Origin of the sequence: Paraliobacillus salinarum, assembly GCF_014083865.1 — a bacterium.
Lineage (GTDB): Bacteria > Bacillota > Bacilli > Bacillales > Amphibacillaceae > Paraliobacillus > Paraliobacillus salinarum.
The window spans coordinates 225,440-247,140 of sequence record NZ_JACEFA010000003.1 but is presented as its reverse complement, the minus strand read 5'-3'; the positions used below and the strand labels follow the sequence as shown (position 1 = coordinate 247,140).

Annotated in this window: 30 protein-coding genes and 1 pseudogene; 26 read left to right on the top strand and 5 right to left on the bottom strand. The window is 35.2% G+C overall.

Translation table 11 applies throughout. The features are described from left to right. Positions 1-142 precede the first annotated feature (142 nt). Genes liaF through HP569_RS05385 form a run of 3 tightly spaced genes read left to right on the top strand, consistent with a single transcriptional unit; the run spans position 143 to position 2,612 of the window. Positions 143-910, top strand: a complete 768-nt coding sequence (gene liaF / locus HP569_RS05395) for a cell wall-active antibiotics response protein LiaF (RefSeq protein WP_182200135.1) — start codon at positions 143-145, stop codon at positions 908-910. An 18-nt stretch (positions 911-928) separates the two neighbouring features. Then, positions 929-1,987, top strand: coding sequence for a sensor histidine kinase (locus HP569_RS05390; protein WP_343051103.1), 1,059 nt, complete (start codon positions 929-931; stop codon positions 1,985-1,987). Next, positions 1,980-2,612 carry a response regulator gene (locus tag HP569_RS05385; RefSeq protein ID WP_182200133.1) on the top strand — a complete coding sequence of 211 codons (633 nt, stop codon included), beginning with the start codon at positions 1,980-1,982 and terminating at the stop codon, positions 2,610-2,612. Before HP569_RS05390 ends, HP569_RS05385 begins: the two co-directional genes overlap by 8 nt. Positions 2,613-2,682: 70 nt before the next feature. Here the strand turns inward: HP569_RS05385 and HP569_RS05380 are convergent, their stop codons facing one another. After that, positions 2,683-3,207 carry an antibiotic biosynthesis monooxygenase family protein gene (locus HP569_RS05380; RefSeq protein ID WP_182200132.1) on the bottom strand — a complete coding sequence of 175 codons (525 nt, stop codon included), beginning with the start codon at positions 3,205-3,207 and terminating at the stop codon, positions 2,683-2,685. Positions 3,208-3,428: 221 nt separating this feature from the next. Here HP569_RS05380 and HP569_RS05375 point away from each other — a divergent pair, with 221 nt between their 5' ends. From HP569_RS05375 to lplA, 6 genes are all read left to right on the top strand, one after another. After that, complete coding sequence (locus HP569_RS05375; RefSeq protein ID WP_182200131.1) at positions 3,429-5,597, top strand: transglycosylase domain-containing protein; 2,169 nt, start codon at positions 3,429-3,431, stop codon at positions 5,595-5,597. 132 nt (positions 5,598-5,729) lie between these two features. Then, positions 5,730-6,764: a uroporphyrinogen decarboxylase gene (gene hemE / locus HP569_RS05370; protein ID WP_182200130.1), complete on the top strand. Its 1,035-nt coding sequence runs from the start codon at positions 5,730-5,732 to the stop codon at positions 6,762-6,764. Between the two features lie 20 nt (positions 6,765-6,784). Then, the gene (gene hemH / locus HP569_RS05365) at positions 6,785-7,723 is read left to right on the top strand and encodes a ferrochelatase (RefSeq protein WP_182200156.1); all 939 of its coding nucleotides are present in this window, start codon (positions 6,785-6,787) and stop codon (positions 7,721-7,723) included. A gap of 2 nt (positions 7,724-7,725) precedes the next feature. Further along, positions 7,726-9,135 (top strand): protoporphyrinogen oxidase, encoded by a 1,410-nt coding sequence (hemY, locus tag HP569_RS05360; RefSeq protein WP_182200129.1) that lies wholly within the window; start codon positions 7,726-7,728, stop codon positions 9,133-9,135. A gap of 40 nt (positions 9,136-9,175) precedes the next feature. After that, complete coding sequence (locus HP569_RS05355; RefSeq protein ID WP_182200128.1) at positions 9,176-9,916, top strand: MBL fold metallo-hydrolase; 741 nt, start codon at positions 9,176-9,178, stop codon at positions 9,914-9,916. A gap of 97 nt (positions 9,917-10,013) precedes the next feature. Continuing rightward, the gene (gene lplA, locus HP569_RS05350) at positions 10,014-11,009 is read left to right on the top strand and encodes a lipoate--protein ligase (protein WP_182200127.1); all 996 of its coding nucleotides are present in this window, start codon (positions 10,014-10,016) and stop codon (positions 11,007-11,009) included. Positions 11,010-11,125: 116 nt separating this feature from the next. Here the strand turns inward: lplA and HP569_RS05345 are convergent, their stop codons facing one another. Next, entirely contained in the window at positions 11,126-11,596 is a 471-nt protein-coding gene (locus HP569_RS05345; RefSeq protein ID WP_182200126.1) for a DUF3939 domain-containing protein, read from the bottom strand. A 196-nt stretch (positions 11,597-11,792) separates the two neighbouring features. Here HP569_RS05345 and HP569_RS05340 point away from each other — a divergent pair, with 196 nt between their 5' ends. Further along, positions 11,793-12,125, top strand: coding sequence for a competence protein ComK (locus HP569_RS05340; protein WP_246366927.1), 333 nt, complete (start codon positions 11,793-11,795; stop codon positions 12,123-12,125). Between the two features lie 6 nt (positions 12,126-12,131). Here HP569_RS05340 and HP569_RS05335 read toward each other — a convergent pair whose 3' ends face one another. Continuing rightward, positions 12,132-13,217, bottom strand: a complete 1,086-nt coding sequence (locus HP569_RS05335; RefSeq protein WP_182200125.1) for a site-specific integrase — start codon at positions 13,215-13,217, stop codon at positions 12,132-12,134. Positions 13,218-13,288: 71 nt separating this feature from the next. Continuing rightward, positions 13,289-13,906, bottom strand: a complete 618-nt coding sequence (locus HP569_RS05330) for a LexA family protein (protein WP_246366926.1) — start codon at positions 13,904-13,906, stop codon at positions 13,289-13,291. 149 nt (positions 13,907-14,055) lie between these two features. Between HP569_RS05330 and HP569_RS05325 the strand changes: the two genes are divergently transcribed. From HP569_RS05325 to HP569_RS05315, 3 genes are all read left to right on the top strand, one after another. Further along, positions 14,056-14,262, top strand: a complete 207-nt coding sequence (locus HP569_RS05325; protein ID WP_182200123.1) for a helix-turn-helix transcriptional regulator — start codon at positions 14,056-14,058, stop codon at positions 14,260-14,262. Positions 14,263-14,411: 149 nt separating this feature from the next. Next, positions 14,412-14,630 carry a helix-turn-helix transcriptional regulator gene (locus tag HP569_RS05320; RefSeq protein ID WP_182200122.1) on the top strand — a complete coding sequence of 73 codons (219 nt, stop codon included), beginning with the start codon at positions 14,412-14,414 and terminating at the stop codon, positions 14,628-14,630. A gap of 41 nt (positions 14,631-14,671) precedes the next feature. Continuing rightward, positions 14,672-14,899 (top strand): hypothetical protein, encoded by a 228-nt coding sequence (locus HP569_RS05315; RefSeq protein ID WP_182200121.1) that lies wholly within the window; start codon positions 14,672-14,674, stop codon positions 14,897-14,899. 6 nt (positions 14,900-14,905) lie between these two features. Here the strand turns inward: HP569_RS05315 and HP569_RS05310 are convergent, their stop codons facing one another. Then, positions 14,906-15,295, bottom strand: a complete 390-nt coding sequence (locus HP569_RS05310; RefSeq protein ID WP_246366932.1) for a DUF2513 domain-containing protein — start codon at positions 15,293-15,295, stop codon at positions 14,906-14,908. 61 nt (positions 15,296-15,356) lie between these two features. Between HP569_RS05310 and HP569_RS05305 the strand changes: the two genes are divergently transcribed. From HP569_RS05305 to HP569_RS05250, 13 genes and pseudogenes are all read left to right on the top strand, one after another. After that, positions 15,357-15,587: a hypothetical protein gene (locus HP569_RS05305; RefSeq protein ID WP_182200119.1), complete on the top strand. Its 231-nt coding sequence runs from the start codon at positions 15,357-15,359 to the stop codon at positions 15,585-15,587. Further along, positions 15,588-15,713: a hypothetical protein gene (locus tag HP569_RS14530; protein ID WP_281366441.1), complete on the top strand. Its 126-nt coding sequence runs from the start codon at positions 15,588-15,590 to the stop codon at positions 15,711-15,713. Then, the gene (locus tag HP569_RS05300; RefSeq protein ID WP_182200118.1) at positions 15,714-15,965 is read left to right on the top strand and encodes a hypothetical protein; all 252 of its coding nucleotides are present in this window, start codon (positions 15,714-15,716) and stop codon (positions 15,963-15,965) included. It abuts the gene before it with no gap. 4 nt (positions 15,966-15,969) lie between these two features. Then, positions 15,970-16,182, top strand: a complete 213-nt coding sequence (locus HP569_RS05295; RefSeq protein ID WP_182200117.1) for a hypothetical protein — start codon at positions 15,970-15,972, stop codon at positions 16,180-16,182. Positions 16,183-16,258: 76 nt separating this feature from the next. After that, a pseudogene (locus HP569_RS14600) lies at positions 16,259-16,366 on the top strand (replication terminator protein); the annotation flags it as partial. A gap of 180 nt (positions 16,367-16,546) precedes the next feature. Next, a complete protein-coding gene (locus HP569_RS05285) occupies positions 16,547-17,653 on the top strand; it encodes a DnaD domain protein (protein ID WP_182200116.1) in 1,107 nt (368 codons plus the stop codon). Between the two features lie 23 nt (positions 17,654-17,676). Next, positions 17,677-18,066 (top strand): hypothetical protein, encoded by a 390-nt coding sequence (locus HP569_RS05280; protein WP_182200115.1) that lies wholly within the window; start codon positions 17,677-17,679, stop codon positions 18,064-18,066. A 122-nt stretch (positions 18,067-18,188) separates the two neighbouring features. Further along, positions 18,189-18,590, top strand: a complete 402-nt coding sequence (locus tag HP569_RS05275) for an HNH endonuclease (protein ID WP_182200114.1) — start codon at positions 18,189-18,191, stop codon at positions 18,588-18,590. Continuing rightward, complete coding sequence (locus HP569_RS05270; RefSeq protein ID WP_182200113.1) at positions 18,571-19,158, top strand: helix-turn-helix transcriptional regulator; 588 nt, start codon at positions 18,571-18,573, stop codon at positions 19,156-19,158. Before HP569_RS05275 ends, HP569_RS05270 begins: the two co-directional genes overlap by 20 nt. Positions 19,159-19,283: 125 nt before the next feature. Continuing rightward, entirely contained in the window at positions 19,284-19,709 is a 426-nt protein-coding gene (gene ssb / locus HP569_RS05265) for a single-stranded DNA-binding protein (protein ID WP_182200112.1), read from the top strand. 12 nt (positions 19,710-19,721) lie between these two features. Further along, positions 19,722-20,981, top strand: coding sequence for a DNA cytosine methyltransferase (locus HP569_RS05260; protein ID WP_182200154.1), 1,260 nt, complete (start codon positions 19,722-19,724; stop codon positions 20,979-20,981). A gap of 11 nt (positions 20,982-20,992) precedes the next feature. Next, positions 20,993-21,352 (top strand): BC1872 family protein, encoded by a 360-nt coding sequence (locus HP569_RS05255; RefSeq protein ID WP_182200111.1) that lies wholly within the window; start codon positions 20,993-20,995, stop codon positions 21,350-21,352. Beyond that, a complete protein-coding gene (locus HP569_RS05250; RefSeq protein WP_182200110.1) occupies positions 21,349-21,699 on the top strand; it encodes a hypothetical protein in 351 nt (116 codons plus the stop codon). The genes HP569_RS05255 and HP569_RS05250 overlap by 4 nt, the downstream gene beginning before the upstream one ends. Positions 21,700-21,701: the final 2 nt, after the last annotated feature.

The following is a 21,701-nucleotide window of genomic DNA, read 5'->3' as shown; positions in this document are numbered from 1 at the left end:
AACCAATCTGTTGATTGTATTCGATCAACAGATTTTTTTATATACTTATAATCAAAGTAGTGTATAAACAATCATTTTGCTACAATGTAAACAATTAGGAATATACTTATTTTTAAAAATTTATATGAGGATGACAAACTAAATGAAAAATAATTTGTTTCGAAATATCATAGCTCTTCTTATTATTTTGCTTGGGATAAGTCTAATTTTATCTAATATTGGTCTTGTCGACTGGGGTTTTTCGGAAGCATGGTATTTTATTTACCCTATATTCTTTCTGCTGTTGGGCTTAAAGTGGTGTTTTGATGCTTTGAGAGGTAAAGGTGGATGGATTTCAGGGTCCTTTTTCGTTATCTTTGGTAGTTTGTTACTTGCGGATCGCTTTCAATATATTGATTTTAAAGTTTGGGATATTTATAAGCTATGGCCATTACTCATTATATATATTGGATTTAGCTTTTTAACACCAGGCGATAAACGAAATAGTAAATTTAAGATCATTTTTGATTCAGATGACTTTCCTAATAGTGAAACTATGTATGGAAAACATAAGAAATTTGTAATAGGTGATCATAAGTTTAATACTCCTAATTGGAAAGTTGAGCCAATGGAACTGTGGAATGCTGTTGGGGATTACCACATTGATTTCACGAAAGCATTTATTCCTGATAAACACATCCCAATTAGAATTCATGGATGGGCTGGAGATATTCAAATTTTAATGCCTGAAAATATAGCGTTTGCTGTAAAAGCAGAAGTGAAAGCTGGAGAAATTAATGTGTTTGAACAAGAGTCGGAAGGTGTGCAACGTAGCCTAATCTATCAAACAAATGATTATGAGCAAGCAACAAGAAAATTAACATTAGACTTGAAACTGAAAGCAGGTTCTATTCGAATCAATAAAGTTTAGAGAGGGAGCGGTCATTTGATGCAGAGGCTAAGTTCTATTCGCTATACGTATATACGTTCACACTTATATATACTCTTTTTAACAATGCTCACACTGCTTACTTTTCTATTAACACTTAATGTTTTATTTTCTCCTTCATGGTTAACAGGGGTAAGTATAGTTGTGTTCCTCCTATCGTATTTTATTATATCTGTTATTTTTTCTTTTTATATTGGTTTTAAAGCCAGTGGTAAGTTAAAAGCAAGGATCGATTACTTATCTGTTTTAATCGCGCAATTATCAAGAGGAAATTATACTGTGAAAAAGGATGATAATGGTGATGATGAGGTCGGTCGAATTGCAGAAGAATTAAATGAATTAGGTAATAAAATGCAAGGGCAAGTTAAATCATTACAACGCTTAGCTGATGAAAAGTCAGATTATGCAAAGACCGCACATAAAGCAGCAACAATAGAAGAGAGGCAGCGATTGGCAAGAGATCTCCATGATGCAGTGAGTCAACAATTATTTGCTTTAACGATGATGTCTCAAGCAACCGTTCGTCTCATAGAAAAAAATCCAGAAAAAGCAATCGTGCAAATGAAAGAAATTGCAGCGACTGCCTTACAAGCACAAACAGAAATGCGAGCGTTATTGTTACATTTGCGACCAGTACATTTATCTGGTGACTCGTTACCGGTTGGAATTAAACAGCTTGTGCAAGAATTGGAACAGAAATCTTGTATTGACTTTAAAGTACATATGGATCCATTTACACGATTATCAGAAACAACAGAAGAGCATGTGTTTCGAATTGTACAAGAAGCATTATCTAATACATTGAGACATGCTGAAGCAACAGAAGTTTTAATAGAAGTTAAAGTACATAGTAAAGAACTTTTTATACATATTTCAGATAATGGAAAAGGATTTGAACTGAGTTCTCAACAAAAAATGGCTTCTTATGGACTAAAAACAATGAAAGAGCGTAGTGAAGAAATAGGTGGTACCTTCGCGATTCGATCAAAAGAGGGGGAGGGTACACATATCGATATCCGAATTCCGTTGCAAGTGAGAGAGGATGAATCTGATGATTAGAGTAGTAGTGATTGATGATCATGAGGTAGTAAGAAAAGGTGTTATCGCATATTTAGATACAGAAGATGACTTAGAAATCGTTGGCGAAGCATCAAGTGGTGAGATGGGTGTGCAAGTTGTATTAAATGAAAAGCCTGATGTAGTGTTAATGGATTTAATAATGGAAAACGGGAATGGCATTGATGCAACAAAAGAGATTATGACCAATCTGCCAAGCTGTAAAATTATTATTCTAACAAGCTATTATGATGATCAACAGGTTTTTCCTGCTTTAAAGGCAGGTGCGTTTAGTTATCTTTTGAAAACTTCTTCTGCTGAAGAGATTAGTGAAGCAATACAAAAAGCCTACCAGGGGGATACGGTAATAGAGCCAAAGGTTGCCAATAAAATGATGAATCGTTTTCGGGTGCAGGACAACAAACCACATGAAGAGCTTACAGAACGAGAATTAGAAGTGTTAATGTGTATTGGAGAAGGGTTAACAAACCAAGAAATTGGAGAGCGACTGTTTATAGGGATAAAAACGGTAAAAACACATGTTAGTAATGTTCTAAGTAAACTTGACGTGAAGGATCGTACGCAAGCAGCCGTATACGCTCACCGTAATGGATTGTTTAAAGCCTGATTAATTAATTTAATGAAATAGTTTATATATAAAGGTAAGGGCTGTCTAGGCGATTAGATAGCCCTTGCCTTTAACTATGTTCATTATCAGTTGTCTCACTTTCTTCCATCTCTAAGGCTTCCCAATCGACCATACTATATGTCGTCGTGAATGCTTTTCCTGCGCGGTAATTAGTAGTGACCTGCTCGTTGCTTAAGTGTGTAATTTCCCACTGTCTAAATGAGTCCTCATCGTCCCACTGCATAAAAACAATGTAGGCATTTCCGTGAATAGGTTTCAAAATACGGTAAGCCTTTATCCCTTTGTAGGATTGCAACAAATTATCTTTATGCCTCCATTCATTTTCAAAAACAGGTTTTCCATCATCTGTTAAAGGGATATGTCGCATAGATATAAAACCATCTTCTTGTATTTTACCTTGGATCACTAGTATTTCATAAACACGCGCTTGCTGAAAAAGGGATAGTTTGTTTGTTATTTCGTAATAAGCAAGTCCAGTATTTTTATTGTGCATGATGAATATGTCTAGGGTTGGGTGTTGTTCGGATATATGATCAAGGTAATCGATCGTTCCATTAGTCATGTAAGCTCTCATATTATCTCTCCTCAAAGTTAACGTTACTTTGTATCTTTCCAACATTTAGATTAATCAAACATACTCATCAAAATTGACATCGCTTTTTACTTTATCAATAGTAAAAACTGGCGTATAATATTCCGTTGATAGATGGATTATGTCGATTATTGTTGTAAAATCATAATGATATACAAAGCATAAGCTTTATAACATGATATGAAGTACAAAAGGGGAATAAGATGAAAAATTTAACTGAATTGCAAGATTACAATTGGTTTCCTTGGATGAAATGGGGCGGAATTGTTTTAAGTGCAATACTTTTATTAGGGATTATCGGTTTTACTTTTATTATATATGGTGGTGGCTTAATTGTTAATGAAGAAAATTTAATTTTACCAGCTACTACCAAAGTTGAAACGAAAGATGGAGAATTAGTAGGAAAAATATATAAGGAAAATAGAGAGTTAGTTACAATTGATCAAGTCCCAGAACATGTAAAAAATGCATTTGTAGCAATAGAAGATGTACGCTTTTACGATCATGCAGGTGTTGATTTTAAATCTGTTGTTCGGGCAGTATATAGAGATATTGTTGCCATGGAAAAAGTAGAAGGGGCAAGTACAATTACACAGCAATTGGCAAAGAACCTATTCTTAGACAATGACAAAACGTGGATGCGTAAAACAAAAGAAGTAATGGCTTCGCTTTATCTTGAACGTCATTTTAGTAAAGACAAATTATTAGAAATGTACATGAATGAAGTGTATTTTGCGCATGGTGTCTATGGAATTGGTGCTGCGTCATCTTACTATTTTGATAAACCTGTTGAAGACTTGACGATTGAAGAAGGTGCTTTACTTGCAGGTTTGGTTAAGGGACCTAACAACTATTCGCCTTATATAGATATAGAACAAGCAAAAGCCCGTAGAAATACAGTTCTGTCTCAAATGGAAAAGGCGGATATGCTAGAAACAGAAGAGATGCTTTCTTTACAAGGAAAAACAGTGAATGTCGTCAAGCAAACTGATTCCGATCAACCATGGTTAGATGATTATTTGGATGCAGTCATTAAAGAAGCTGCAGCAACTTATCAATTAACTACAGAGGAGTTAAAACGCGGTGGATACCATATAACGGTTTATATGAATGATGTTGCACAGAAAATTGCTTATCAAGAATTGAAAAAAGACACTTATTTTGAAGGGGCAAAATCTAACGCTGAAGCATCATTTGTCATGATGAATCAATCATCAGGGCAATTAGAAGCGGTCATTGGAGGTAGAGATTTCAAAATTGGCGAACATAATCGAGCTTTTGTTCAACGTCAACCAGGCTCTGTCATGAAACCTATCGCTGTCTATGGACCTGCTTTAATGAGTGATTATGGCTCGTATTCATTGTTAAAAGATGAGGCGCAATCATATGGGGATTACCAAGTGTCAAATGCTGATGGTGAATATGCAGGAGATATTTCGATGTATGAAGCGGTAGAACAATCAAAGAATGCTGCAGCTGTTTGGTTGCTCGATCAAATTGGTATTGATTACAGTAAAACATATTTAGAAAAGATGAACATTCATATACCTGATAATGGATTAGCTATTGCTTTAGGTGGGCTAGAAAACGGTTTAACACCCATTCAGATTGCCGAAGCTTACCGTACATTTGTCCATAATGGAGAGTGGGTTCAGGCACACGCGATTGCCGAGATACGTGATCGAAATGGAGAAGTTATTGGAAAATCATCTCCTGAAACAGCTGAAGTTTTTTCTGAACAAGCTGCATGGAGTATGTTGCGTATGTTAGAAAATGTAGTCGAAAATGGAACAGCATCTAAAGGAGATTATCAGAAGGCACTAGCAGGGAAAACAGGTACAACACAGCATCCACAGGCAGCAGGGAAAGTAAAAGACGCATGGTTTGCTGGAATAACACCGGAGTATACTACTGCGCTTTGGATGGGATATGATCAAAGTGATGCATCACATTATTTAACACAAGGAAGTAGTGCAGCAACAACAGCAACTAAAGAAATACTGCAACGGATTGATCAACAACAAACATTAAAAAGTGCTTTTGAAATGCCAACAGGTGTAGACGATGTTGAGCAGCCTATATCCTTACCGACAATCAATGATGTAACTGCCTCATACAAGCTAGGAGGTTGGTCGATTGTGCAAGGCGAGTTAACATGGACACCTAGTGAAGATGACCGTGTGATCTATCATGTGTATCAAGTGACAGACAATGGAAGTAAACGGATTGGGGAAGTACAAGGGAAAGGAAAATTCACTTTAACTGACGTATCGTTATTTCGATCGTCGAGCTACTATGTGATACCATACAATCACTTAACAAAACAACAAGGTGAGAAATCAAACCAAATTACTTTATCACTAAGCAATTAATTAGTATAATTAGAAAAGGTATCTCATTATAATAATTACAATTTAGTGACAATCTGATCAAATATCTATACAAAATGTATGTTGTTCGTTATGTTAAAAAACATAGAAATAATTAACTGAAGGGTGACAGTTGTGGAAAAACAGTTTAATGATACCATTTTAAAAGCTTTTAGAGGAGAACAGACTGCCTATACACCAGTTTGGTTTATGAGACAGGCGGGTAGATCACAACCAGAATACCGTAATTTAAAAGAAAAATACTCGTTGTTTGAAATTACACATGAACCTGAACTGTGCGCTTATGTCACACGATTGCCAGTCGAGCAGTATGGGGTAGATGCGGCAATCTTATATAAAGATATTATGTCACCATTGCCTGCTATAGGTGTGGATGTAGAAATTAAGTCTGGGATTGGTCCCGTTATTGACCAACCTATTCGTACATTTTCGGATGTTGATCGATTAGGCACGATTTCACCAGAACAGGATGTACCTTATGTATTAGATACCATTCGTTTATTAACATCTGAACAATTGAAAGTACCATTAATTGGTTTTAGTGGTGCTCCGTTTACACTTGCAAGCTATATGATTGAAGGTGGTCCTTCTAAAAACTATCATCAAACCAAAGCAATGATGTACAAGGATCAAGCAACATGGTTTGCACTGATGGATAAACTTGCAACCATGACAATCACATACGCACAAGCTCAAGTTCGAGCTGGTGCGCAAGCGATTCAGATTTTTGATTCATGGGTAGGTGCTTTGTCTGTTAGTGATTACCGCACATTTATAAAACCCGTTATGAATCGAATTTTTACGACATTACAACAGGAAGGCGTCCCACTCATTTTATTTGGTGTAGGAGCAAGCCACTTGATTCACGAATGGAATGATTTACCGGTTGATGTGATTGGTTTAGATTGGCGAATGTCGATTAACGAAGCAAGGGGAATGGGAATATCAAAAACGTTACAAGGAAATCTAGACCCAGCAATCTTGTTATCCGATTGGAATACGATTGAAACAAGAACAAAATCAATTATTGATCAAGGAAAACAACACCCAAGTCATGTATTTAATTTAGGACATGGCGTAACACCAGAGATTATGCCAGAAACGCTAAAAAGATTGACACAATTAATCCACTCGTACTCAGCAAAATAATAGATAGGGAAGGTGTTTTTATAATGAAGAAAAAAGTAGGACTACTTGTTATGGCATATGGTACACCGTATGAAGAAGCAGATATTGAGCGCTATTATACTGACATTCGTCATGGTAAAAAACCAACTCCAGAGATGTTGCAAGATTTAACGGATAGATACCGTGCAATTGGTGGTATTTCTCCATTGGCTAGGATTACAGAGGAACAAAAAAATGCATTAGCACAAACATTAAATAATGTTCAAGATGAAGTGGAATTTATCCCTTATTTAGGCTTGAAGCATATTGAGCCATTTATTGAAGATGCAGTAAAGCAAATGGCTGATGATGGAATTGAAGAAGCAGTGTCTATTGTTTTGGCACCACATTATTCTACATTTAGTGTGAAATCATATAATGGTCGTGCCCAAAAAGAAGCAGAGAAGCATGGAAAGCCGGCTATTCGTTCCGTGGAAAGTTGGTATGATGCGCCTGGTTTTATTAATTATTGGGCTAATGTTATTCAAGGTGAGTATAATAAAATGACGGAATCTGAACAAGATAAAGCTGTATTAGTTGTTTCAGCACATAGTTTACCAGAAAAAATAATTCAAAATGGTGATCCATACCCAGAACAACTAGCGACAACAGCGAAATTAATTTCAGAATCTACTGGTATTACTAATTATGCAATTGGGTGGCAAAGTGAAGGGAACACTCCTGATCCATGGCTCGGCCCTGATGTACAAGATTTAACTAGAGAATTGTATGAAGAACAAGGCTATCGCACGTTTGTTTATGCACCTGTAGGTTTTGTTGCGGATCACTTAGAAGTACTTTACGATAACGATTACGAATGTAAGGTAGTTTGTGATGAGTTAGGTGCATCTTACTATCGTCCTCCAATGCCAAATGCATCTTCAGATTTTATTCGAACATTAGCGGACGTCGTATGGGGAAAGTATAAAAGTGAGGCATAAGCATGTTAGAAACTAAACAAATTGCAATAGTAGGCGGCGGTATTACTGGTTTAACTGCCGCCTACTATTTACAACACGTGATTAAAGAAAAGCAATTACCTTATAAAGTAATCTTAATAGAAACCGCGAACAAACTTGGTGGTAAAATTGAAACTTACAAGAAGAATGGGTTTACCATTGAACGAGGCCCGGATTCCTTTTTGATTCGTAAAGAAGCTGGTGCTCGACTAGTTCAGCATGTTGGGCTAGAAGATGAATTAGTGAAAAACGACACTGGAAAATCATTTGTTTTAGTTAACGATCAATTACATGAAATGCCAAAAGGTTCGTTAATGGGGATACCAACACAAATATCTCCATTTTTATTTTCTAATATGTTTTCACTAAGAGGAAAAATTCGTATGTTAGAGGACTTTCTTTTACCTAAAAGGGAATGCAAGACCGATCAATCGGTAGGAGAATTTTTTCGTTACCGTTTAGGTAACGAACTACTCGAAAACTTAATCGAGCCTTTATTATCTGGGATATATGCTGGTGATATTGATAAGCTGAGTCTAATGGCTACTTTTCCACAATTTTATGAAATGGAACAAGCGCACCGTAGTTTAATTCTAGGTGCACGACAAACATTGGGAAGTAAAACGAAGCAAGTCGCGAAAAAAACAAGTAAATTTTATTCCTTGAAACATGGGTTACAATCGCTCATAGATCAAATCGAAAAAAAATTGGATCCATCTGTTGTACAAGTTATGCTAGATACGAAAGTAAGACAAATTGATAAAAAAGCAACGAAGTATCATCTTTTGTTAGATAGTGATGAGGTGTATATTGCAAATAGCTTAGCACTAACTACTTCGGTTCCTCAAGCAAAAGATATGTTTCCTTCATATGATTTCTGGGATGATTTTGGAGAAGCCAAAGCAACCTCTGTTGCTAATGTTGCGATGGCATTTGATCAGGAAGCTATCCCAAAAGATATAGATGGAACAGGTTTTGTTGTATCACGTAATGGGGATTATCGCATTACTGCATGTACGTGGACACATAAAAAATGGCCGCAAACAACACCGGAAAATAAAGCATTATTACGATGTTATGTTGGACAGCCAGGAGACGAAGCTGTTGTTGATTTAAGTGATGAAGAGATAGCCGTTATCGCTTTACACGATTTAAAGAGAATTATGGGAATTACTGCTCAGCCTGAGTTTTATGTTGTAACACGATGGAAAGATGCCATGCCGCAATATGAAGTGGGTCATTTGCAACGTCTTAATAAACTAACTGAAGCAATGACAGAACAATTGCCAGGGGTATTTGTTGCGGGTAACAATTATAAAGGAATTGGTATTCCAGATTGCATTAATCAAGGAGAACAAGTGGTAGAAGATATACTTAAATTTTTAGAGACATAAGCGGGTTTTTAGAAAAATATGAAATAGATGAGGTGAATGAATGCTACTTACTGTTGTTGGTTTCTGGGGAGCTTATCCTGAGATAGATAGTGCTACATCTTGTTACTTACTAGAAAAAGACGACTATAAGATATTGTTAGACTGTGGTAGTGGTGCATTAGCGCAATTACCAAAGTACACAGATGTTTTCGGTTTAGACGCTTTATTCATCTCTCATTACCATCAAGATCATATAGCAGATCTTGGTGTGTTACAATACCACTTTCTTGTTCAAAATGCTATTCATCAAACGAATAAAACTTTACCGATATATGGTCATAATGAAGATGAACAAGCATTCTCAAAACTTAATCATCAAGCGACAAACGCGATAGCATACGGTCCTAATGATTTAGTTAAGGTTGGTCCTTTTACAATTACTTACTTAAAAACAAAGCATCCTGTACCGTGTTATGCAATGCGTATTACCGATGGCGAATCCGTTATCGTTTATACTGCGGACTCCAGTTACCTAGATGCTTTTATTCCTTTTGCAAAAGATGCTGATTTACTTATCACAGATTGCAGCTTTTATGAAGGCCAAGACGGAACAGGACCAGGACACATGACAAGTGAAGAGTCGGCAATCATAGCAAAAGAAGCTCATGTCAGTCATCTGCTTTTAAGTCATCACCCTCATTTTGGCAATAGGAAGCAATTAAAAAAAGAAGCAGAAAAAATATATCGCGGTAGAATAGACTTAGCCAAGGCAGGATTTCATTGGAGTACTTCATCTCATTAAAACGCTATTATTTAAACCAAATAAAATAGAAATTGCCTTTCTTTCTTGTTTGTTTTACACTTGTACTAACGTAAACTAAAGGAGGTTTATCGGATTAATGAAGTTTATTGATAATCAAGGGATAACAGATCCTCAAATTAACCTAGCCATTGAAGAGTATGTGTTAAAAAATTTTGGAGCAGAAGATACATATTTATTATTTTATATTAACCAGCCCTCCATTATTGTTGGTAAAAACCAAAACACAATTGAAGAGATAAATACAAAGTATGTCGAAGAACAAGGCATTAAGGTTGTCCGTCGTCTCTCTGGTGGTGGCGCGGTTTATCATGACGAAGGGAATTTGAATTTTAGTTTTATTACGAAAGATGATGGAGACAGTTTTCACAATTTTGCAAAATTCACGCAACCAGTTGTTGAAGCACTTCAGCAATTAGGAGTTCCTGCAGAATTAAAAGGACGTAATGATTTACTTGCAAATGGAAGAAAAATCTCTGGAAATGCGCAATTCACGACGCGTGGCCGTATGTTTAGTCATGGTACATTAATGTATGATTCAGAAATTGAACATGTCGTTTCTGCGTTAAACGTGAATGCAGAAAAGATTAAATCAAAAGGGATTAAATCAATTCGTAGTCGTGTTGCTAATATTTCAGAATTTATGGACCGAAAATTATCAATGGATGCGTTTAAAGAGCATATTTTAAAATATATTTTTGATGTAGAAGATGTTGCTAATGTTCCACAATATAAATTAACCGAACAAGATTGGAGAAATATTTATCAATTATCTGAAAAACGCTATCAACAATGGGACTGGAATTATGGGAAATCACCGGCTTTTGATATTCAAAAATCTCATAAATTCGAATCAGGATTAGTTGACGTTCGATTAGATGTTTCAAAAGGTTTAATTAAGAATTGTAAAATTTACGGTGATTTCTTCGGTATCGGGGATGTTTCTGTTATCGAAGAAAGCTTAGTTGGAACAAAGTATCAGCGCCAAGCATTAGAAGAAGCTTTGGCAGATATTGATGTACCACATTACTTAGGCAAAATTACGAAAGAACAACTAATAGATTTAATTTATTAAATCGTGGCGACATGCTAAAATATGATTTTAATTTAATCGTGCTCCTTTTCTTCCTGGAATTAGATTGGTGACAGAGAGAAAAGAAGCTCGATTTTTTGTTTTGCATGATTGTTTATTTATGGTTTTTTATTTGTAATTAGATATTCTTCATCAGTAATATAAAATTCCTGGTGTGGTCTATAGTTTAATAAGTTTAATTTCTCTAATTTATGATAACTGACTCGCTTATACGGATCACCGTGTATGACAGGGAGCTCTTTTGTTTGCTGAATATAGCTGTCTACCGCACGTTGTACATTATCAAAATCGACCGCAAGATGTTTTTCTTCTTCTTCAAATATTTCATATGTTTCTTTTGACATATAATACGTTTTATTCGGTATTCCTTTTATAGTAGGAGCTAGAAGATTGTAATCAATGGTTAAGTCATCTGTTACAATTACACTTAAAGGAACTTCATTAGGAAGTTGCATACCATATTCATGAATAGCTCGCTTTAAGTCTTCTAATGATATATCAATGATGGGATACTCCTTTTGTTCTTTTTCTATTTTTTGTTCTTTTTCTTTTTTAAAAGGATTCCACATATATACCGCCCCCTTTGTATTTATAGTTATATTCTATTATATCCACAGTTTACCACAAAAGCGCTTTCAATGTTTAAATGTGACAAATTTAGGTATTTTACACCAATATAGTACCAGATATTACAATTTCATAGTATATTATATACATGTTTTGAATTTATTATAATTCAAAAATATAAAATAAGGAGCTGATCAATTGAAGAAAGACAAAATGAGTAACGATTATGAGATTAACCCTGTAACTGTAGCTATTATTGCAGAAAAGGTGGACGGTTACTACATATCTTATGTGCTTGAAAGTAATGGAACCACTAATTATGTAAAGCAACCTCCAGTAAGTTTGATCGACCATGCTTGTAGATACTTTGGTAGCAGCTTAAAAGGAAGACAAGAAGGTGCTCGAATGATTTTAAATGTGAAGCATAAAGTACCGATTTCAATTGATCCCTCGAGCGGTATGTATTTTTTTCCTCCAATGGAACCTTTAACGATTGATACAACAAGCTTTTGCAAAAGCGTGATACTGTAAGTGATACTATTTTATTAATTTAATCACTTCAGCAGGCTTAAAATCATTTTCCATGTGTTTGATTGCGTCATCTTCTTTGTTGGGATACAAGTGAGCGTATTTATCGTAAGTGGTGGATATTTTGGTGTGTCCTAAACGTTTGCTTACTATTTGAATGTCATAGCCACTGTTGATTAAATAGCTTGCGTGAGAGTGTCTAAAATCATGTACACGTATACGACGAAGATCATCATTATTAATAAATATTCTATTATAATAATCTTTTGCCGCATTATGAGATAAAGGGCTATAAAATTGACCAAAAACATAATAGTCATTTTTAGGATTAACTTGTAGTTTTAATTGTCTTAACAAATTCATTGTGTGATTGGGCATTTTAATGTTTCTTACACTCGATTTTGTTTTTGGTGTTGTTATTTTCCCCATACTATATGTTTTTTCTATTATCAATGCGTTATTATCAAAGTCTAGATCTTGCCACTCTAAAGCTAACAACTCGCCTATTCTTGCACCGCTATAAAACAGACACATAAATAGAGCTTTATATTTCAAATTATCTACATTCTTAATAAACGCTTTAAACTCATCCAACACCCAATAGTCCATTTTTGTATTATTACTGGATTGTATATTGCCTGTTTCTTTAGCGATATTTATATTTACATATTCCATTTTGATAGCAAAATTAAATATAGCAGACAAGAAGCCGTGCACATTTTTAGATGTGGTGATTGATAAACTATCTAACAAAAAGTCATGGAACTTCATCACGTCGCGTTTATTTATATTTTGAATATGTTTATTGCCGAAAAAAGGCTCGATGTAAAGACGGCATTCTTTTTTAAGGCGATGTAATGATGATGCTTTTCTTCTTTTCTCATACCAAGAGATATATTCCGCTATAACATCTTTAAAAATTGGATTGTCTGGATTATCAATTGTAGAATTAAATACAATTTCAGATTCCGCTTTTTTGGCTTCTTTTCTTGTTTTAAATCCGCGTTTTAATACACGCTTTCGATCGCCATTTTTCAATTCGACATACACACTTATATAATATGTTCCCCGTTTTTTATCTTTATAAATAGTCATATTCTCACTCCTTTTTAAAAAGATAGGCAGGAGATCAGCCTGCCTTATTAAATTATTTAGCGCTAAGTAATTTAAAATTGTGTGATTGCCTTTTTAAGTTTTCCAATAATCTTTATATTAGAATCTGTGTTGGGATTAAAATGTATAGGCTTGTAATTTGGGTTTTCACTTACCAAAGTAAAAGAACCGTTATCTCTATAAACACGTTTTAAAACACATTCATTATCAATAGCTACAGCAGCTATCTCTCCATTTTCCACTTCTTCTTGTCTTTGAATTAGAAGTAAGTCACCTTCATGTATTTTTGCACCTACCATGCTATCCCCTTTGGCAGTCAAGTAGAAAAAAAGTCCGTGGTTCACCCAACTCTTTGGAGATGTCACGTAAGTTTCTCTTTCTTCAAAAATAACATTACCGCCACCACATGATATATTCCCATATAGAGGAACATCCACAACTTCACTAGATACGCTTTCTCCATATAATAGAGCAACGTCAATCCCTAATACACTAGAAATCTTTTCTAGTCTATCGTGAGATATTTTAATCATGCCGTTTTCGTACTTTCTGACTGTTGATTTACCTACGCCTATAAGCTCGCCTATTTGTTCTAAAGTCATACCTGCTTGTTTTCTATAATGCTTAATTCGTAATCCTAATTCTTTATAAAAATCATTCAATTTGTTCACCTCCTATATGATCACAATATAATAATATACCTTTTAAGACACTTTTTCAATACGGATAACAAAAAAAGTTTCTTTTTAGTATTGACTAAAACCGTTAAAGCTTGTATATTTGAAGTGTCCTAAAAAGACACAAAGTGAGGTGAAACGACATGAATATAAAAATTACTCCAAAAGGACTAAGAGTATCAAATGATTTAACTCAGGAAGAAGTTGCAGAAAAATTAGGAATATCTTTAACACAATACAGGAGAAAAGAAAACGGTAAAGTTAGATTTTATGCTGATGAAATATATAAATTGTCCCAATTGTATAGTGTACCAGTAACTATTTTTTTTGATAAAGAAGTGTCTTTATAAGACACATAAATATTTACTGCACCCCGTAGTCAGTTTTGAAAAGAGCGAAGCAGGCCATGATCTACCATTAGAGATAAGAATCCGCAGCAATAGCCAACGCCAAGACATTCAAAGTTGATTAGGGGGTGTGGAACAAGGGAGGTAAAACAGTGAACCATCAACTTTACATCGCCAGAAGAGAAAAAAGAATGAAGCAAGCGGATGTAGCAAAGTTATTACACATAAACAAGCAAACGTATCACTTAAAAGAGACAGGAAAGTTAGAGTTTAAAATATCTGAAGCAAAACGATTAGCGCGAATATTCGGTTGCTCTTTAAACGATTTATTTTGGGAGGATGAAACGAATGCAAGAATCAGGAATGTTTAATCATCTTAATGGTAGTGAGTGAAAAAAAGGAGGGTGAAAGTATGAAAAGTTACCATGTTCCAACACAAATAGAGAATCCAAAAACTTTTGTTTTGATTGAGGGTTATGAAATTAAAAATAAAACAACATTCAATACGTCAGAATCAAACCCTGGAGAAGGAAGGATGATTATAGACCTAACCTTCACCAGTAATGATTATTCACCAAGAAAATACACAAAATTTATGGATGATTTTATAAAATTCCTTAAAACAAAAGAATATCAGTGATATCAATCACCTTAAGCCTGTCTGTTGCATTAAGTATTCATTGGCTAATTTTGAAAGTACGGTCACTGAAATGCTAGAAAAATTCTTAGTTGCTTCTTTGGTTTTTGACCATATTTTATTATCTCGTATGTTATCTAAAAAAACATGACCTTCCCAAGTTAAAGAAGCTATTCCTAAATTGTGCAGCTTGTTGGAAGCAAATTGTGGTTTTCCGTTTATATAACCAACCTCTATAAGTTTTAGTATTGCATAAATCGATTGATTTTCACCAAATTCTTTAAACGTATTATATTCCTTTAAATCATGGAGATATACATGGTCCATTAAAGTTAGCTTCTCTTCGAGTTCTAAAAGAATTGAGCGAACACAGTCTTGGTTAAGTTGCAAATATCTCACCTCCATTCTTAAAGCAATATTCGACATTGAGGTACTAAATTCCTACAAAGGAGGAAAAATCATGACAACTGAACAAACAAATCATTTAAATGAAATGAAAGAACGATTCAAGGAAGTTAAGCAAATACAAGATAGCGATCTTAAAAATAAAAGATTATCCGCTTTAACTACAGATTTAGAAAAGGTGTTTGACATACCACCAACTGGAATTTTGAGACGTACAGCATTCAACCAGGCTTATCCTGATGTTGCAAAACTTCATAGAGAAGTAAGAGCGGAAGGAGGTTTTTAGATGGTAACAGCAACAGTAATCGTATTAATAACTTTATCAATTGTAGCATCTGCAGCTAATGTAGCAATCATTTTTAAAGCTAGAAAAATAGCAAACTATCAAAAATCTGATCGAGGTGACTTTTAATTGACATTCGAAAATAACTACTTAGCTGAAGACCACAGGAAACTAAACAACTTAATTGGCGCTATGCATGGTAACGCATTGCAAGCAATTAATTTATCTTTAGAAGGACGTAACGATGAAGCGGATCTATGTGCTTACAAAATGATCCACTGTTTAAAAGAAGTTAAGAAGTTGAACCACAAAAAGATTGAAAAGGACAAGCAAGATGATCATGCGATGTATATAAGAAGAACTTTTTTTAAAAGGATGTGAAGAATTGGAAGAACGTACAGTCTACCGAGTAAATGACAAAGATATATATGGTACCGACTTCTTTGGCAATGAGATTTTTTATGGCGATGATATTTACTTTCACAATGACGAGTTTTGGTTAATTGAAGATTTAGAAGCTAGCGAGATAGCTTTGCTTGAACACTTTGGGGCAAAGAAATCTATTGCAAAAGAAAAACCCACTGATAATAATCAGTGAGCCCTATCTGTGCTACCAACACAGACTCATAAAACGCTATACAGATTTATTATATCACGAAAGGTGGAAAGAAAAAATGACAAGCATAGTTGACTTAAATGCTTTTGCAGATGGTGCATTAGCGGAACAGTTTAATGCTGAACTTTACAAGGTTTTAGAAAACATTGCGGATCCAAATACAGATGGGACCACCGGAGTGAAATTGCACACCAGATGGACCCAAAAAGGACGTCTTTTTATTCACGAGGTATTAAAAACTCGCGGGATTTATCCATTACTAGATAGATCCGCTTAAAAAAACGTAGGATGGTGCTGCAACATCATCCTACACCTATTATACAACATATAAGAAAAGGTGGTCTATATGGCTAAATTCAGAATGATACAAACAGATTTTTGGAGCGACCCTAAGATTGTGGAAGAGTTTACTCCTGAAGATAAATTCTTCTTTTTATATTTATTAACCAACCCAAAAACAACTCAGATCGGTATTTATGTAATTACTAAGAAACATATTTCTTTTGACACAGGTTACACAATTGAAGCCGTTAATGCAATAATGGACCGTTTTATCAATCATCATGAAGTTATATCTTACAATACTGAAACACGTGAACTAGCTATAAAGAATTGGGGGAGATACAACCTTAACAAAGGTGGAAAGCCTATTGAGGATTGTGTCCGCTCTGAATTAAAAGAAGTGAAAGATATAAGTTTGATTAATTATGTTGGAGAACGAATTCAAAAAAAGGAAATAAAAGCTTTGTACGATTCGTATAACGTATCGTCGCACGATACGGATAACGATACGTCTAGCGAACCGTCACACGATACGCACAACGATTCGAAACGTAGTGAAAATGAAGAAGCCAGTCATATCAATACTTCTGACGATACGTCGGACGACTCGTCAACGATAAGTGGACAAGATAAAGAAGAAGAAGAAGAAAAAGAAGAATATAAAGAAAAACAACAACAACAAGAACTAGATAAAACATTAGATAGTGGTGGTAGTGGTGTTGATGATCCTGGTTTTAAAGAAATACTTGATTTTTACCGCGATAATTTACAAAAAGCCATTACAGAGACGCCATTCAACTATGAGTTACTCGGTAAATTTTATGATGAATGGGGCAAGGATTTGATGTTAGCAGCATTAAAGTTAGCGGCTAAAAAAGAAGCTAAAGGCATTTCATTTATCGAAGCGGTTTTCAATAACTGGCGAACATATGGTGTAAAAACATTAGAAGATGCTCGACGTTATAACGAACGCATGCTTAAAAGCAGAAAAGGTTATTCCAATCATAAAGTCGAGGATGTACCAAGTTGGTATCGAGAACAGAAAGAGAAGAACGAAGAGATAGAAAAACAAGCAACTGAATCACCTCAATCACAAGAAGAACAAGCAGATGTTAGTCAGCTATTAAAGCAATATAACAGCAAAAAAAGTCCAAAAAGCAAAACATCTTAAACAAATAAGCGGGAGTGAGTCACTTGGAAGATTTATTTACTGATGTAGAACAAACCGCAATATTTATTCGGAACGCTGTTCGTGATGTGCCTGATCGATTGAATACTAATAATGCGCAATTGACTAAAATCAATCAAGAAATTCAAGACTTAATGCATGTTGTAGAGTTTTCTAGCTTTAACGCAAGTGATGGTTACCGCTTAGCTAAAGATTTAAAAATAGCACGCAAGAAGCGAAGAGAACTTAAGAATGAATTAGAGTTGCTTGAACCGCTTGTAAGTGTATTAAAAAAGTTTAGAAATAACTTGCAAGAAATGGACAAGGCTGTTGGTGAAATTCGCAAAGTCAAAGCATTACAACAATCAAGAACTTATAAATGCAGAGTGCGCGAAGATCTACAAATAAAACTATAAGAAGGTGCTGCAAGTGAATAAATGTGTCGAGTGTCAAAAAGAATCAGCACACCATTGGAATAGTCATTTATGTTGGGATTGCTATAAAAAACTGTTTAAAGAAAACGTTGAGGAAGTTAAGCATGACGGTAAATCTACGCAATGAATTTAATCCTTACCCAAAGTCCAAACAACTTGGATTAAAAACAAAGAAGAAGCGGAAAAGTCCTAAGAATAAAAACTTTACTCAAGCTATTAAACTAGCAATCTTTAAACGTGATGAACATCGATGCGTTAAGTGTGGCAGTCACAAAATAGAGAATGTACCACATCACGTTATTTATAAATCGCAAGGTGGTTTAGGTACAAAACAAAATGGAGCTACTGTTTGCAGACTTTGCCATGACTGGGCACACCATAAAAGAAAAGGACCTAATGGCGAGCCATCAAGCGAAGGAAGGCAATGGTTTGTAGATTGGTGTAATCGATGTTTAGACGAAAATGGTGATCGTAAGGAGGGAGCGCGTGAAGAGGTATACACCTGAAGAAGTAAATTACTTAGAGCAAAGCGTTGGAAAAGTCAAATTAGATACGATGGCCAAGAATCTAAACCGAACAACAACAGCTATTCTTATGAAGCTTAAGCGGATGGGCATATATAATACAACGCTTGAAAGCGGGAAAATTACAATTTCTGAATTGTCTAGAGCATTAAACGTAGATAGAAGTACAGTTAAGCGCTGGACGTTTAAGAAAGGCTTAAAAGTTACTAAACAAATAACACGTTTAAAAAAAACGGTATTTCTTATTTCTGTGAGTGACTTTTGGGAATGGGCAGAAGGAAATAAGGAACTTGTCAATTTTTTTAAAGTGGAACGACAGGCGCTATTGCCTGAACCAAAGTGGTTAGAAGAAGCGCGTGCACATGATTTTTATAATAAGTCTCACAAACAATTTCACAAGTGGACAGCTAAAGAAGATCAAAGGCTGCTAACCATGATTAAACAAGGTTACACCTACAAGGATATAGCTGATTGCCTAAATAGAGGTGAGAGAGCAGTTGAACGAAGATTTTCAAGAATACGTTCTAGAATGTTTGTGAAAGCATCATGAAAATATATGTACTTGATCAAGTTGTTTTTAACAAAGACGGAGATCCAATGCAATTAGTTAAAACATTCAAATCAAAGCCACATAGATATAGTTATATTATTTTTATTTAGTCAGGAGTGCGAAAAATGATAAACAGAACAGTATTAGTCGGGCGATTAACAAAGGATCCTAATTTACGCTACACACCTAATGGAGTAGCGGTTGCAAACTTTACGATAGCTGTTAATAGACCATTTACAAACCAGCAAGGCGATCAAGAAGCGGATTTTGTTAATTGCGTGATTTGGAGAGCGCCAGCTGAAAATCTAGCAAAGTATATGACAAAAGGAAGCTTGATTGGTGTAGATGGACGTATTCAAACGCGTAACTTTGAAGGACAAGATGGGAAGACAGTATTTGTTACTGAAGTTCTTGCAGGTTCTGTACAGTTTTTAGAATCGAAAAATAAATCATCCGCTTCAAATCAAAAACAAGAGTCACCTTCAGATACTAATCCGCTTGAAGGCCATGGAGAACCTATTGATATTAGCGATGATGATTTACCTTTTTAGGGGGTGTTTTCAATAAAACAACTTGATTTATTTAGAGAAATTATAGTTGATAACTTTGCTGGTGGGGGAGGAGCTAGTACAGGGATTGAATTAGCTACAGGTTTAAATGTTGATATAGCAATCAATCACGATCCAGCTGCTATTGCAATGCACAAAGCGAATCATCCAGAAACAGAGCATTATTGTGAAAGTGTGTGGGATATAGATCCGATTGAAGTTGTTAAAGGTCGCAAGGTTGGTCTATGTTGGCTATCTCCAGATTGCAAGCATTTCAGCAAGGCAAAAGGCGGTAAACCAGTTAGTCAGAAGGTTAGAGGTCTTGCTTGGATAGCTGTTAATTGGGCGATAAAGGTTAGACCAAGAGTGATCATGTTAGAGAATGTAGAAGAATTTAGAACATGGGGACCACTTAAGCAAAATGATAAAGGTGATTATGTTCCAGATCCTAATAAAAAAGGTATGACATTTTTATCTTTTAAAAAGTCACTTCAAGCACTAGGTTACCAAGTTGATACCAAAGAATTAAAAGCTTGCGATTACGGAGCACCAACCACAAGAAAAAGGCTCTTTTTAATTGCTAGGTCTGACGGAAAGTGTATTACATGGCCAGATCAAACACATGGCGATCCAAGTGAATTTAAAGTACAACTAGGATTAATGAAACCATACCGCATAGCTGCAGAAGTTATTGATTGGTCAATCCCAGCGCCTAGCATCTGTCAACGAAAAAAACCTTTAAGTAAAAACACTATGATACGCATTGAAAGAGGAATAAGGAAATTTGTTTTAAACGATCCTTACATCATCGATAACAAAGCAATGTTTATTCAACATTACTATACACATCAAGGGAAAGAAACACGAGCGAGTGGACTGAATGAGCCTTTAGCAACTATACCTACAGCGAATCGATTCGGTTTAGTAGCTGCATTCTTAACTAAATATTACGGTCAAGGTGTTGGTCAAAGTCTAGAAGAACCATTGCATACGATACCGACTAAAGATCGATTTGGATTAGTAACTGTCAAAGGGGAAAATTACAAGATTGTAGATATTGGTATGAGAATGTTGCAACCACATGAATTATTTAAAGCGCAAGGGTTTCCAAACGAATACATTATTGATCGTGATTTTGAAGGAAATAAATATCCTAAAACACAACAAGTAGCAAGGTGCGGTAATTCGGTACCACCAGTGTTTACAGAAGCGTTAGTAAGAGCGAATTTACCAGAGATGTGCGTAAAAAAATACAAATACAAAGCTGCTAATTAGGAGGTATCGGAATGAACAATAGAGAGATTGATAGATTAATAGCTGAAAAGGTTATGGATTGGGACATAGAAGAATTTAGAAATATCGGAATTGTACGTGCTTATGCAGAAGATGAAGTTATTACTATACCGGATAATTTTTGTCCTAGCGAGAGTATTGAGGATGCTTGGGAAGTGGTTGGAGAACTGCGAAAATTCAGGGGATTCAGTATTCATGATGCGTGGGATGAAGAAGATAACTTAATTTACTCAGCTTGTTTTCTTTACAACGATGGGGCGCACGCAATTGATTATCAAGCATATGCAAAAACAGCGCCACTAGCTATATGTAAAGCAGCATTAAAATCTGTAGGTGTGGAGGTATCAGAATGAAAACAGTATCAGTAATAGCATTCAAAAACAAAGATAAAGACAATCGGTTTTTATCTAACGGTATGGATGCAGGCGATTGGTCAGATGAAGATCTAGATGTTCATATTGACAACATTGAAAATGCGTTTATGATTTGGCGAAAAGACTTCAGCAAGCCAACTGAGAACGATGTTGATGATCTACTAAAACAATCACAAGCGCACAAAAAACTCATGATTAAAAGATTCGGTGATGACGCCATTATTAATTTTGATGTAGAAAATTGGCTAATACAGTATGAACCTATCAACCTAGAGATAACAAAAGAACAATTCCAATTACATTTAGAATGGTTAGACACCATGTAAAG

Excerpts from the sequence above, each read along its gene's own strand:
- HP569_RS05390 (WP_343051103.1), top strand. The coding sequence starts at position 929 with ATGCAGAGGCTAAGTTCTATTCGCTATACGTATATACGTTCACACTTA.
- HP569_RS05285 (WP_182200116.1), top strand. The coding sequence starts at position 16,547 with ATGGCTAAATTCAGAATGATACAAACAGATTTTTGGAGCGACCCTAAG.
- ssb (WP_182200112.1), top strand. The coding sequence starts at position 19,284 with ATGATAAACAGAACAGTATTAGTCGGGCGATTAACAAAGGATCCTAAT.
- HP569_RS05275 (WP_182200114.1), top strand. The coding sequence starts at position 18,189 with ATGACGGTAAATCTACGCAATGAATTTAATCCTTACCCAAAGTCCAAA.
- hemY (WP_182200129.1), top strand. The coding sequence starts at position 7,726 with ATGTTAGAAACTAAACAAATTGCAATAGTAGGCGGCGGTATTACTGGT.
- liaF (WP_182200135.1), top strand. The coding sequence starts at position 143 with ATGAAAAATAATTTGTTTCGAAATATCATAGCTCTTCTTATTATTTTG.
- HP569_RS05250 (WP_182200110.1), top strand. The coding sequence starts at position 21,349 with ATGAAAACAGTATCAGTAATAGCATTCAAAAACAAAGATAAAGACAAT.
- lplA (WP_182200127.1), top strand. The coding sequence starts at position 10,014 with ATGAAGTTTATTGATAATCAAGGGATAACAGATCCTCAAATTAACCTA.
- HP569_RS05305 (WP_182200119.1), top strand. The coding sequence starts at position 15,357 with ATGACAACTGAACAAACAAATCATTTAAATGAAATGAAAGAACGATTC.
- HP569_RS05255 (WP_182200111.1), top strand. The coding sequence starts at position 20,993 with ATGAACAATAGAGAGATTGATAGATTAATAGCTGAAAAGGTTATGGAT.
- HP569_RS05325 (WP_182200123.1), top strand. The coding sequence starts at position 14,056 with ATGAATATAAAAATTACTCCAAAAGGACTAAGAGTATCAAATGATTTA.
- HP569_RS05380 (WP_182200132.1), bottom strand. The coding sequence starts at position 3,207 with ATGAGAGCTTACATGACTAATGGAACGATCGATTACCTTGATCATATA.
- HP569_RS05355 (WP_182200128.1), top strand. The coding sequence starts at position 9,176 with ATGCTACTTACTGTTGTTGGTTTCTGGGGAGCTTATCCTGAGATAGAT.
- HP569_RS14530 (WP_281366441.1), top strand. The coding sequence starts at position 15,588 with ATGGTAACAGCAACAGTAATCGTATTAATAACTTTATCAATTGTAGCA.
- HP569_RS05315 (WP_182200121.1), top strand. The coding sequence starts at position 14,672 with ATGAAAAGTTACCATGTTCCAACACAAATAGAGAATCCAAAAACTTTT.
- HP569_RS05385 (WP_182200133.1), top strand. The coding sequence starts at position 1,980 with ATGATTAGAGTAGTAGTGATTGATGATCATGAGGTAGTAAGAAAAGGT.
- HP569_RS05375 (WP_182200131.1), top strand. The coding sequence starts at position 3,429 with ATGAAAAATTTAACTGAATTGCAAGATTACAATTGGTTTCCTTGGATG.
- HP569_RS05335 (WP_182200125.1), bottom strand. The coding sequence starts at position 13,217 with ATGACTATTTATAAAGATAAAAAACGGGGAACATATTATATAAGTGTG.
- HP569_RS05345 (WP_182200126.1), bottom strand. The coding sequence starts at position 11,596 with ATGTGGAATCCTTTTAAAAAAGAAAAAGAACAAAAAATAGAAAAAGAA.